Origin of the sequence: Pseudomonas sp. MF4836 (assembly GCF_002018875.1) — a bacterium.
Lineage (GTDB): Bacteria > Pseudomonadota > Gammaproteobacteria > Pseudomonadales > Pseudomonadaceae > Aquipseudomonas.
The window spans coordinates 162,052-174,287 of record NZ_MVOL01000001.1 but is presented as its reverse complement, the minus strand read 5'-3'; the positions used below and the strand labels follow the sequence as shown (position 1 = coordinate 174,287).

Sequence of the window (12,236 nt, the reverse complement as noted above, 5' to 3'; positions counted from 1 at the left end):
ATGCGACCCCGTAAGGCCGAAACACGCAATTTGCCGCCCCGGATGTATCAATGGACGCGGCCACGGAAAAGCGGAAAGGATTGGATTGCCTATTACTACCTGGACCTGACTGGTAAGGCGATTCCCCTGGGTAAAGACCTGGACTTGGCTAGGATCAAATGGGCGGAGCTCGAAGCGAAGGAAAAGCCGCTGGACCTACGCACCATGAAGGGCATCTTCGATCGGTATATCCGCGATATCGTCTCGAAGAAAGCGGCGCGCACTCAGAAGGACAACCTGGCGGAGATCAAGCAGCTCAGGCCGATGTTCGACAGCGCGCCGATTGACTCGATAACCCCGGCCACGATTGCCGGATACCGTGATGCGCGGACAGCCAAGGTGCGGGCGAACCGCGAGATTGCCACCCTATCCCACGTCTTCAATATCGCTCGGGAGTGGGGGCTGACGACCAAAGAAAATCCCTGCCAGGGCGTGCGCAAAAATAAGGAAACACCGCGGGACTATTACGCGAATGATGTGGTTTGGGACGCTGTTTACAAGAAGGCAGCTCAAGAGCTGAAAGACGCGATGGACCTGGCGTATCTGACCGGCCAACGGCCAGCGGACGTCCTGGTGATGAGGAAGGATGATGTCGAGGGGAAATACTTGGGCGTGCAGCAGAACAAGACGCACAAGAAGCTGCGTATCCAGATGACTGACGGCGATGAGTTTAACAGCCTGGGGTCGTTGATCGCGAAAATGGCCGAGCGCAATGCTCAGCACATTTGCAGCTATCTGATCGTAAGTGCGCGTGGTAAGCGCATGACCGCGAAGATGCTCCGCGATCGGTGGGACAAGGCTCGGGAAAAGGCCAGGAAAGAGGCCGAAGAGAAAGGCGACACTCAACTCGCCGAGAAGATCGGAAGCTTCCAATTCCGCGACATCCGGCCAAAAGCTGCGTCGGAAATCATCGACGTCGCCGACGCCAGCCTGCTCTTGGGTCACACCAAAGGCGACATCACCGAGCGCGTTTACCGCCGCATCGGCGCCATCGCAAAACCGTCGAAATAGCCAGTAACCCCGTTACAAAACTCAAACCCCACCCCTTGTAGAATGCGGTCTACAGAGGACCGGAAAATCCAAAGTACTGTAACGAAAAACAGCTACAAGCCACGGTTTCACCGGCTTTAAATAGCGGTCTTGAAAACCGTCGACTGTAACAGGTCCATGAGTTCGAATCCCATCGCCTCCGCCATATTTGTACGACAAAGCCCTGATTATTCAGGGCTTTTTCGTTTCTGGCATACCCGTCTCAAACCACCCCTCTCTGCATTCCCGCCGCTAGTTTTCGGACGCGTCCTAAAACTATTCAGTCGCACCGGGATTTTCCACGCCGAACACCTACTCCGATAAAATCTGCGCTATGCCGATGATGCATACGGCGCATACCTCTCCCGGCGTCCTGCCGACCGAACACAATCCCCTCAGCACGTACTGGCGCTGCCGATGCAAATCACCAGCGATATCACCGACCTCTTGCTGCATAACTGGAAGTCGATTCAATCCTCACCCATCGACCAGCCATAGTACTGCTACGCCCGACAAGAACTTGGCTGATGCACCTCCTGACAGGACGCTTATGGCCGATTACTGCCTGTCGTGAAGGGCAGCAACCGGCCAGAAGCTGCTGACAGGAAGACAGTCTTGAAAAGGCTTTAAACTCGCCTGGCGGTGTCCCAGACGTCAACATACGGAATTAGATTCGTGCAGATTCATATTATCTACACCCGAACAGTCATGTTGCTCTCCAAGCATCCTTACCAATCATGGAGAGAAATTCAAAATCAGTACCCTGACTACATGACTTCGCTCGGCCCTTGGGAAGAAGATGCGGTCACCGAATACCTTGCGGATGAATACCCAGAGCTTTCCCCACATCCGCTAGAGCAAGTCAATGCGTTCATAGCGGATACTCAAGAGGTAAGAGTGCTTACCTTTTCCACGTAAATCGTCTTAGCGACCATTCTCAGAAGCTCGCCCTCGACGTCTGCTTTGGGTCGTCTTCTGCCCGTCGCAAGACGGAAGAAAACGACCCAATACAGCCGGTCGACACTGGCAGAAGTGGGCCAAAAGCGGAATTTATCTGCTATGACACCAATGACAAGTTGGTCTGTGAGGTAGGCTGTAAAAATATGATCACTACAGTGAGCCAAGATGATTGCTTAAGCTATTTCGTCGTCGTGCATGGCATTGACATTGAGACCTACGAACGACTGGCCGTTCACTTCGAATGTCGTCGTGGCGGCATGCGAGTGACGGACGGAAGCCGGTATATCTCTATCCCAGTCACGATGGCTGCGTTAGGGGGCACCCTTGCTTGGGTCAAAACCGAACTCGGGGGGGGGCTACTGTGAGCTGTATTTAATAGTGTGCGTCGCAACCAAATTGTCTTGGAGCGAGGTTGTCATCAACTCTGAGATAGCTTTGCTCGCGGGTCAAGCTGGTGCGGCGATTAAGGTTGCTTTTAAGCGAGCGTGATTTCATCTCTGCAGTATCAACATTGGGTCGAAAGCAGCCTTTTATGACTGGCAGCTTTCGGCCAGAAGCAGCCGTTCAAGCCATATCGGCAGTCCCAAGACTCACCACCTTCGGCTCACCGACAACAAAAATAAGACTTGATGATTAGCTTCATTCGACGTCAGGCAATTGTCGTTAGATTACTTCCTGAGTAATCTCCGGCGACCTACGCGCATCAAGGAATGACTTCATGAAAAAACTTGGCAGAAACAGCCCTTGTCATTGCGATAGTGGCAAAAAGTTTAAGCGATGCCATGGCTCTCCAGAACACCTTAAGGTTCTGCAAGCTGCCTTAGGTATGGCACATGAGGCGTACGAGCTCCAGCGTCGTGAACAACAAGGACTAGGTAGACCAATTGTTTCCACCCAAGTCGATGAACATCGCTTTGTTGCCGTAGGCGATCAGCTTCATGCAGCAAAAAACTGGAAGACCTTTCACGATTTCTTGCGCGATTATCCAAGAATTGTCTTAGGCGATGACTGGTGGCAGTGTGAAGCAATCAAACCGATAGAGAATCAGCATCCGGTTTTAGCTTGGTTTGCCGTAGCCTCTGAGCAAGCGACGGAAAATAAGACCCTCAAAGATAAATTCATACTCCCCTCGACGGGGGCTTTGTCATCGTACATGCACTTCGCCTATGACCTATACGCGTTGAAGCATTCAACGCAAGTTGAGCCCTTGCTCATTGCACGAATCAAGAACTCTGCTGGATTCCCAGGAGCGAGGCATGAAGTGCGCGTAGCAGCCTTGCTTTTGCGGGCTGGGTTCACCCTCGAACTAGAGGATGAGACGGACCGCAGTTCAACCCACGTAGAGTTCGTCGCTACCCATGTCGCTACCGGAATAAAATACTCCGTTGAAGCTAAACGCCGCGAAGGCGCCAGACTGAAGATCAATAAGCTGTTGTACAACGCTCTGAACAAGCAAGCGGAACATCCTCGGATAGTTTTTATCGATACGAACGACCCTCGACAGGAACATCATCAACGCGAACAGCTCCCAATTCCTTTGGCGGAAACCAGAGCACGGCTTAAACGGTATGCTGAAGATCCTATCGGCAGAACGCTGCCCGCGGCTTACGTGATAGCAATACACTCCCCAGAAGAGCATCACTTGAACATGGTTAAGGTTCCGCTCAGCTTTCTGCTATGGGGGTTTCGAGTGGATGACCTGCAACCGGGTTACAAAACCCTGTTAGAACAGGTGGAGATTCGGAGACGACACTCACCGATATTCGAACTCGCCAAGTCCATGACTGAACATTTGAAAATACCGGTTTCGTTCGACGGCGAAGCGGACGCTTTTGCCAGTCAACCACCGGCAGGCAAGCTCCAGATCGGCTCTCGCTTCGTATTGCCTGTACCAGATGGGTTAGAAGTCGATGCCCTCTTGGAGAGCGGCGTTGTCATGCCGGAGCAGCAGCAAGCGTGCTGTATTTTTTTGGCGACCAATGGGACGCGGTTCATGTGCACCATTGCCCTAACAGAGGCCGAGTTGGAAGCATACAAACAACACCCATCTACATTTTTCGGCGTAATCGATCACAACGCTGGTCGCAAGCCTTTGAAAACTCCACTCGATTATTTCGATTTCTTCTGGGCAGCCGCCGGTGACACTTCGAGGGAAAATCTCCTAGAGTGGATGGCAGACGCTCCCGACTTTGGCAAACTATCCTTACTATCTCAGAAAGATCTTGCAACGCACTACTGTGTTCGCATGGCAGAGTTGATGATGGCCACAGCTCCTGTTTAGGCGTCATTGACAATTAACCACTATCGGCCGATAGCTGCCGCTCATGAGCGACCGCTATCGGCCAGAAGCGGGCGGGCGCCTAGGCGAGCTTATTTATCTGTTCCTGCATTTCGACCAAGATTGATAGCTTTTCCATTTCTACATTGTTGATTGGCAGTATTGTGTCGTTAGTGGCCTCGAAGTAGCGATCCAGCGATGATTGCGTGTCTAAACAATGGTTTAAGTAGCTGATCATGCGTTTGAGAAGCTCACAATTTCTAATGAATTTTATAAAGTCGGATTCATTAAATTCTGATACTTTTATTGTACTGCCTCTTTCAGATATTTTTTTGCTGAACGCTCTCACTGCGAGCTTTTCGTCGCTTAGCAATTGCGGCGACCACGAATTATGAATTAATTTATTGCGATCGGATATTATCTTCTTTAACTCTACCTGAAGTTTCCTTAAGACCGCTAATGGATCAATGGGGGCTCTTTCAATTTGAAGGCCGGAATTGTTCATTTTGGCAATGTGCGATTCAAGTTCGGTTGAAATGAATGCAGAGTACTTAATAGACAAGGGGGTAGCAGTGGTTTCGCCGATTATAATATTTCTGAATTCTGAGTTTTCAACTCCCTTCAGCCCTCTTCTTTCCAATGACCATTCGATACCGTTTTTCAGTTCATCACAAAGCTCTTCAAATATCCATGTGCTGATGCCGGAATAAAGGAAATATTGACTTGTTTTCACGACTGGCTTCTCTCTAGCTTAGTTTTGGTTTTGGATAAAAAAGGTTTTGGTAATTCCTATCGGGGTGTGATGAGCTATTTTTTTAAAGAAATGTGCCACTTTCTATCTTTTGGCCGGTAAAGGTCATTTGTGAGCAACTATTATCGGCCAATAGCGGGAATTTGGGCAATGTGCTTTAACTCCGCAGAGGTTTGAATCGTCCCTAGCATTTAGACTCATTCGAACGCTTGCTTCTGGCCGAAAGCCGCCGGACGCCGACGGCGGCAATCGATCGGAAACTGCCGGCCACGAAGGGCCGCTTCCGACCCCAGGCGGTCAATCACCGCAGAGACATCGACATGGCGAAATATGCATACGACGTATTGTTGAGTCGGGAGCCGCCACATGAGGCCAGCTATGAGCCACTCCTTGGATCGGAAACTGATATTGCTAAGCCCTTCAATGGATTGATCCAATCCTCAGCTAATTTCCCGTAGACACCGCGATGTCAAATTGATAGCTTTGATTTTCAATGAAAGTCTTAAACAGTCTGCAGCCTTAATTAAAAGTGCTTTTTAAAAAATCAATGGAGTGATCTTGTGAAAGATATTTATTTGGCCGAGCTAGCCAAAACTTACAATATGAGTTCAGAGTCAGATAAATTAAGCTATCTTAACTCTATTACTCGATCAATTCTCCAAACAGCAGCGATAGTCTCACTCGAAATCGTACGGCGACTTATTCCAAATTCTGATACAGGTAACGAACTCGATTATTTAGCAAGCAGATTTCAACAACCTTCGGACGGCTTGCCCTTAGAAATACTCGATAAAGTGGCTCCTATTATCCGCAGCTTGATCAGTGATGAATATCTAAAGGGCTGGTTTGAAAAATATGAAGGAGAAAGCACAAATTTAGCAACGGACATTTTGAAGTGGGTTGAGTTTCGAAATAAAGTTCTTGCGCATGGTGTTGTTGATAAGAACGATATAAAAGAGTGGAGCCCTAAAATGGCAGGGCTTATAAGAAGATGTTTAATTGTTTTTTCTCAAGCTATTCCAGCTTTCAATCCAGATCGGCATGAGCTGCTTTTGTCTGGGGCTTATAGCTCACTATCAATAAATACACCGCTGATAATTAATAATAAAGCAGTGGTTGTAAAAAAGGTAACGTTTAAGAAAAGTTTGTGGAAAGTTCAAGGCCAAGTATTATGCTGGGACAACGCAGCAGAATTCACAAGTGACTTGCAAGAAGCCAACGTTTTTTCCGAGCAGGGATTTCAGCGGCAAAATAAATTCAAATACAGCCAAATAATAAAGGAGAGTGAGAAGTTCTCTTTGTTGCAGAATATTCCCACCAGACAAACGTCGACATTTGAGGGGAGAAAAAAAGAGCTCGCGAGGCTTACAAAGTGGCTTAATGAACCCGAGGAGTCGAGGTCCTGCTTGATCTTCGGGGACGGTGGATACGGAAAAACAACTTTGGTGTTGGAGTTTTTGAATAAGCTTATCGATGGAGTAATTGAAGTAACCGCGGGCATGCCCGAAATAATCAGTTATCACACTGCAAAAATGACAAAATGGACCGACCAGGGGATAACTCACTTTCGTGGGATTTCTAATGCAATGGAGGATGGCATTAGAGAAATCATGTACTGCCTACAGGATGTGTTAGGAAAAGAATGGTATCGCGTTGAGGGTGTAGCGTTAATTGACAAAGTAAGAAATGAGCTGGCAACTCAAGGTTACTCAAGAAATGATTTATTGCTAGTTCTTGATAATACTGAAACACTCGCAACCTCAGTCGCAGACCGAGAAGAACTTACTGATTTTTTTGACGAAGTAGCCAGAAAAATAGGACGTATAATTTTAACGTCCCGTCGAAGAGAGTTAATGAACGTGACGCCTATTCAAGTTAGTGCGCTTACGGAAGAGGAATCGATTCAACTGCTCCGTAGACTAGGTGCGGAGCATTGCGCTAAACCTATCATGCAAGCAGGGGATGCTCGATTGAGGCGAGTTAGTTCTCAACTCTCCCACAAGCCACTACTTATGGATGCCTTAGTTAAATATATTGCTAGGGCTTCGGTAGGTATAGATGATGCGTTATCGAGTATTTTCAGAAAGTCCAACGATCAGCTTTTAGAGTTCTTGTACGAAGATGCTTGGTTACGAATGAGTGAGTCACAGCGGCACGTTTACCTGATTCTTGTAAGTATAACCTGTCCAGTCGATGAGTTTTCTGTTGGTTATGCATGCCAAGAAATAGGCATTCCGCATGACGAGTTTCATCAAAGCTTGGACGAAACATATTTTGCAAATCTAACAAGCTACGGTCAATCCTACGAGCTAGAAATAGTAGATCTAGCGCATAATTTTTTCCTCCAGAAACTTTCAAAACTACCAAGTCTCGATAAAGGTATTATACAAAACTGTGCAAAAATAGTGGATGAGCACGCAAAGGAAAGAGAGAAAGTAGAATTAGAGTATAAGAATGATCGCGTCGCAGAGGCATTTCGCGGCCAGTATGCAAAAGCCGCTAAGATAGCTACTGACAAGGGAAAAATCGCTGACGCACGTGACTTGTTTGAAATGGCTATACAGGATGACTCTATGAATGCGGCACTCCATGATCGTTTTGCATGGTTTTTACTGCATAGAGCCCATGATCTCGACGAAGCGTTCAATATGGCAAGGAAGGCTGTGAACCTTGACGAAAAAAACCCGGATGCTTTGCTCACATTAGCTATTATTCTTTATCACAAAAGTGATGTAGAGTCTGCTGATAACTATATTCAAAAAGCGAATAACTTAGGGAAGTCCAACTCTCTCTGCCTCCTTAGAATGGGCATAGGCAGGTATCAAATTGCTAAAAAAATTAGCGATAAAACAGCAATTCCTTATTTGGAGAAAGCGATAGATTGCTTTAATCGCTCGAACCGCGAAATAAAATATACAGACAGGTATTACACAAAAAACAGAAATGAGCTTAATAAATATTTAGCACTTTCCCAAAATGCGTTGCACATACTTAGAAGTAACAATCCAACACATCTGTCGGAAGTAGCTCCAAACACAAATTTAAGTGGGTTTGACCCAGCATAATATAACTTGCATGGCGCCTTTTTGTGGGAGGGCGCTTTTTATGCTGCAGTCTCAATTGGTACAAATAAGCCCTAAAAAATCTAGTGTAACAAGCTATGCGCTAGATAAGGCTCCCTCAAGTTTTTGGCCGGACAACAGTGTTGGTCGGGGCTAGCACTCACGAGAGACCGCTTTTGGCCGTAAGCTGCCTGTCGGACTACTACGTCATCGACATGAAACCTTCCACAACTGATCAAGCTTCGTGGTGTAGCTCTGGCTCATCATCTCCCGTCGCATTCCCCAGTCCGGACTGGTCGGGACGCTGGCTGAACGCAGCGTTCCCCTACCCCATCGACCATTGATCTGGTCAAGGACCGCCATCACCTTCGTGGCCTCGGCCGGCTGGGATATGGCGAAGAGATCGTCGGTGTACTCGCCAGGCTGGCACAGGCTCAGCAGCATCACTTCCGCCTTGCTGTAGTTGAAGCCGGGGCTGAATACCCGATCAAGGGCATCAACCGCAGCCTTGGTAAGCAGCCGAACATCATCGGTCGGGTATGACAGATCCACTATCACGCCATTGGCGTAGTTGGCCTCCTACGGATTGAACATGCCGGTGCGGATGCTGACGCGGATCTTTTTGCACAGGGAGTTCTGTGCGCGGAGCTTTTCCGAAGCACGCATCATGTAGGTGGCCACGGCCTCTTTAATCGGTGCCAGGTCCTTGAGGCGCTTGCCAAACATCCGGCTGCAGCAGATCTCCTGTTTCGGCGGGTCAGGCTCGTCCAGCTCCAGGCACGGCGTGCCGGCCAGCTCCCGCGCTGTCTTCTCGATCACCACACTGAAGTTCTTGCGCAGCGTCCAGGGGTCGGCCTTGGCCAGGTCCATCGCGGTCTTGAGACCCATGGCGTCCAGGTGCGCTTTCATTCGCCGGCCTACGCCCCAAACCTCGGACACGTCGGTGTTGCGTAACACCCAGTCGCGCTTGACCTGGTCGCAGATGTTCACGACGCCACCGGTTTGAGCCTGCAGGCGCTTTGCTGTTGCGCCAATCATCACCCACAGTTTTCTCACTATTTTCTTTTTTGGTAAACGTCTGCAAAAATTTCAGTGATTAAGCGTGTTGGTTTTTGTTTTTTCATTTCCTTGACCTGATTACTCAGGCGTATTAAATCCTCACTGGGTTTTGCCCATTGCTCCCCAGGTAGTGACTCAGACCATGTACTCATGACCTCAGGCAAAGCTTTGCGCCCAACTTTTGCAATTCGGCGAATTTCCCATTCGACAAGTAGATTGGGTAAGGTCCAGAACGTCATGACATGGAAGAGATACCAGAAGAACCCGTGAATCCAGCCCACTTCCTTTTCGCGAATCCTGCGGTGTAGGCGTGTTCGCGCATTTCGGAACGTGTGCATCCCTTCATGGGGCGGATCGTTGGGGCCTTGTAGGTTCATGGCGTCCTGAATGCTTTTGAGGTCATGGACTTCGTACTCCATATAGGCACGCACAGCCTCCCAATGGGCAATCGCGAGCGGGAGGCCTCCACAAACGAATTCTACGCTGACCATCTGGCCCTCATGTTGATATCCCATGCCCATCCCGTACTGTCGCCGTACACCATATTGCGTGGTGCCTTGCGCCTGAACCACCCAGGCGGATAGCGATTCCCAAGGCACGAAAACTGGAGTTTCTGCGCCTGTGGGCATAAAGCAGACTTCACGGCGCTGACGGTTGAAGCGTGTGGGGATGATATTTGTGTACTTTTTATAATTGTAAATCCACACCACTAATCCAACAGTAAGTCCAACTATGTACATATAAAAGGCTGGTTTCAGAGTAGCGATAAAAAGGCTTGCACTGAACTCCAGAATTTCAGTCAATCCAAAGCCGCTGGTAGCGGCGATTAGTCCCATACTCAGTTGAGTACCTACTATCATAAAGAGCGCGGCGGTAAACGGACTTCCCAGGGTCATCTGCCATGAAAAAACTTGGGGTTTGCCTCCTCCAAAGTCCAGATACGTGTCGTTGAGTTCGCTGACGTAAGGGCTATGTGGCGATGTCTCTGTAGGAAGAGGTAACGGTGCTAAGTACGTCGTGTAGCCAGATGGGAACTGTTCTACGTCTCCTGCACGGTGCAATTTAATTGCCCTCGAATTGATCGATTGGATATCAATAGTTTTAAACATGCGAAGCTAATTCCAGCATCAGGGGCTCTACTTGAAGCAAAGGTGCGTGAGGGATGGTGGGGCTCTATCAACCGAAGGAAAGACACCACTTCACCTTGGACCAAAACGAATAGGGTGCTTTTTCTGCTGAGACAGCCCATTAGAACCAATACTTTGAACGGTCACAACCAGCATCGACGCCTCTCGAAATTTAACTACGATCCGTTCATTGGTCTCTGGGTAACTGAGACAGAAAACAATCTGCTTGTCTTCAATACGTCGAAATCTGGCGTCGGCGGGTTCGCTAAGAATTTCCCGGCGCTCCGTGTTTTGCCTGGCGTCTACAAGGATTGTGTTGATACGGTGCGCACCAATTTTCAGTAAGTAGGCCTCTCTCCCAGCGGCGCCATAAATGCAGTTGCATCAATTCCGGGTGACAGCAATGGATATCGCCGATTTTGGCCCTTAGCAGCAAGTTCTTCCGATGGGATGGTGGTCTACATGGAAGAGCTGAGCCCGCAGCTCAAGCTGTTCAGCGGCGACGACACTCAACCGATAAACCGGTTAAACGTCGCTCCTTCGACGCACGTGCAAGTGCTGCACGGTCAGGAGGACGGCCCGCACATAGATGCAGTCCATTGGGGATGGGCGCCCTTTTGGGCGAAGGGAAAGAGACCCGAACCGATCAATGCGCGGGTTGAGACGGTTAACACCGGCAAGTTCTTCAAACAGCTCTGGCCAAAAGGCTGTGCCAATGTGCCCAGCGAAGGGAGGGATGAGTGGGTAAGGGATCCCGATGATCCCAAGAAGAAGTAGCTCTACTTCATCCGATTGAAGAGCGGTCGGCCCCTGTTCTTCGGCGCTCCGGCCCAGGTACACCCCTGCTCCGGCTTTGATCAGCTGCTGCCGCCTTCGTGATTGATCGTTGATGGGCCTGTTCCTTCTCGCGCTCGGCGAGCTCGGTCAGCGCCCTGGCCTGTTTGTCGACGGCGTCACGGTCGGCCCAGCGGGTTTGCCACCCCGCATCATTCACCGCCTTGCCGTGATCGTACACGCTGAACAGCGCCCTGGCCTCCAACGCGGCCAGCAGCAGAACCTCCAGCGCCCCCCCTCCGACCTTCAGCGCCAAAGCGTTCATGCCAGCACCTTCGCCGCCAGGTCCCGCAGCGCCACACGGTCCGCCTGGCAAGTCAGCACGCCGTTGTTGGTTCGGGTGATTTTGGCGAACTGCCCGGAGTCGGCCAGCTCATTGAGGCCGTTCGACTGCCAGAGCCAACCTGCGACTAGGGCGGCAGTCTCTGGTTGCTCCACCAGTTCAGGGTGATGCACAAGGTCCAGGGCAGCGCAGGCAGCGCGAAGGACTTCGCCAGGCCATCTAGGATACCATGGATGGCATCAAAGGTGAGTTCGAGGTGAAGGCCGACAACATCGTCATGCTGTGCCGGAACATCGAGGGCGATATCGACGCCATCGACAAAGAAGTCAACCGCCTCAACGAGCTCAAGCGCATCAAGACGAACACCGTGGGCCAGCTCAGCGACTACCTGCGCCGGAACATGGAAGCGGCAGATATCAAATCGATCAAGCGGCCGCTGTTCACCATCACTCTTGCCCTATCGCCCGAGCGGGTGATCGTCGACAACGAACAGACAGTGCCTGATGAGTTTGTGTCGTTGAAAAGCGTGATCACTCCAAACAAGAAAACAATCGCTACTCGTCTCAAGGAAATCCGCGATCACAACGAAGCCGTCCGCAAGCGCATGACTGCTGGAGAGGACGCGGAAGCCGAACTATTGGAAGAGCCCACCTGGGCCCACCTCGAGCGTGGCGAAAGCGGAATAGAAGAGGTTGGCCATGGCCAAGGACAACGCGCAGATCCAGCGGGACAAGCGCACGAAGAGAAGGAGCTGCTCGACAAGATCGGCGCCGAGAAGCGAACACTGATTGTCTCGAAAGAATTTGATGATGCT

8 protein-coding genes and 3 pseudogenes are annotated in these 12,236 nt (G+C 49.9%); 6 read left to right on the top strand and 5 right to left on the bottom strand.

Translation table 11 applies throughout. The features are described from left to right. From MF4836_RS00850 to MF4836_RS00835, 3 genes are all read left to right on the top strand, one after another. Positions 1–1,050, top strand: a complete 1,050-nt coding sequence (locus MF4836_RS00850) for a tyrosine-type recombinase/integrase (protein ID WP_078468659.1) — start codon at positions 1–3, stop codon at positions 1,048–1,050. Between the two features lie 693 nt (positions 1,051–1,743). Continuing rightward, positions 1,744–1,986: a hypothetical protein gene (locus MF4836_RS00845; protein WP_078468658.1), complete on the top strand. Its 243-nt coding sequence runs from the start codon at positions 1,744–1,746 to the stop codon at positions 1,984–1,986. Positions 1,987–2,746: 760 nt separating this feature from the next. Next, complete coding sequence (locus MF4836_RS00835) at positions 2,747–4,309, top strand: YecA family protein (RefSeq protein ID WP_078468656.1); 1,563 nt, start codon at positions 2,747–2,749, stop codon at positions 4,307–4,309. Positions 4,310–4,388: 79 nt separating this feature from the next. On the opposite strand, the gene MF4836_RS00830 is transcribed toward MF4836_RS00835, so the two are convergent. Continuing rightward, complete coding sequence (locus tag MF4836_RS00830; RefSeq protein ID WP_078468655.1) at positions 4,389–5,039, bottom strand: hypothetical protein; 651 nt, start codon at positions 5,037–5,039, stop codon at positions 4,389–4,391. 578 nt (positions 5,040–5,617) lie between these two features. On the opposite strand from MF4836_RS00830, the gene MF4836_RS00825 reads away from it, so the two are divergent. Next, positions 5,618–8,122: an NB-ARC domain-containing protein gene (locus tag MF4836_RS00825; RefSeq protein WP_153050173.1), complete on the top strand. Its 2,505-nt coding sequence runs from the start codon at positions 5,618–5,620 to the stop codon at positions 8,120–8,122. 204 nt (positions 8,123–8,326) lie between these two features. Here the strand turns inward: MF4836_RS00825 and MF4836_RS00820 are convergent. After that, a pseudogene (locus MF4836_RS00820) lies at positions 8,327–9,145 on the bottom strand (DUF4113 domain-containing protein); the annotation flags it as partial. Positions 9,146–9,174: 29 nt separating this feature from the next. Next, complete coding sequence (locus MF4836_RS00815) at positions 9,175–10,287, bottom strand: hypothetical protein (RefSeq protein ID WP_078468653.1); 1,113 nt, start codon at positions 10,285–10,287, stop codon at positions 9,175–9,177. A gap of 468 nt (positions 10,288–10,755) precedes the next feature. Between MF4836_RS00815 and MF4836_RS00810 the strand changes: the two are divergent. Beyond that, positions 10,756–11,145, top strand: a pseudogene (locus MF4836_RS00810) (SOS response-associated peptidase family protein); the annotation flags it as partial. Here the strand turns inward: MF4836_RS00810 and MF4836_RS00805 are convergent. Both MF4836_RS00805 and MF4836_RS00800 read right to left on the bottom strand, forming a co-directional pair. After that, positions 11,090–11,404, bottom strand: a complete 315-nt coding sequence (locus tag MF4836_RS00805) for a DUF2514 family protein (RefSeq protein WP_078468652.1) — start codon at positions 11,402–11,404, stop codon at positions 11,090–11,092. The pseudogene MF4836_RS00810 and the gene MF4836_RS00805 overlap by 56 nt on opposite strands. Continuing rightward, on the bottom strand, positions 11,401–11,595 hold the full coding sequence (locus MF4836_RS00800; protein ID WP_193791377.1) for a hypothetical protein: 195 nt from the start codon (positions 11,593–11,595) through the stop codon (positions 11,401–11,403). Before MF4836_RS00800 ends, MF4836_RS00805 begins: the two co-directional genes overlap by 4 nt. Before the next feature lie 26 nt (positions 11,596–11,621). Between MF4836_RS00800 and MF4836_RS00795 the strand changes: the two are divergent. Beyond that, a pseudogene (locus tag MF4836_RS00795) lies at positions 11,622–12,107 on the top strand (siphovirus Gp157 family protein); the annotation flags it as partial. Positions 12,108–12,236: the final 129 nt, after the last annotated feature.

Bases quoted from the DNA above. Each gene is read 5' to 3' on its own strand.
- MF4836_RS00850 (WP_078468659.1), top strand. From the start codon at position 1: ATGCGACCCCGTAAGGCCGAAACACGCAATTTGCCGCCCCGGATGTAT.
- MF4836_RS00815 (WP_078468653.1), bottom strand. From the start codon at position 10,287: ATGTTTAAAACTATTGATATCCAATCGATCAATTCGAGGGCAATTAAA.
- MF4836_RS00835 (WP_078468656.1), top strand. From the start codon at position 2,747: ATGAAAAAACTTGGCAGAAACAGCCCTTGTCATTGCGATAGTGGCAAA.
- MF4836_RS00805 (WP_078468652.1), bottom strand. From the start codon at position 11,404: ATGAACGCTTTGGCGCTGAAGGTCGGAGGGGGGGCGCTGGAGGTTCTG.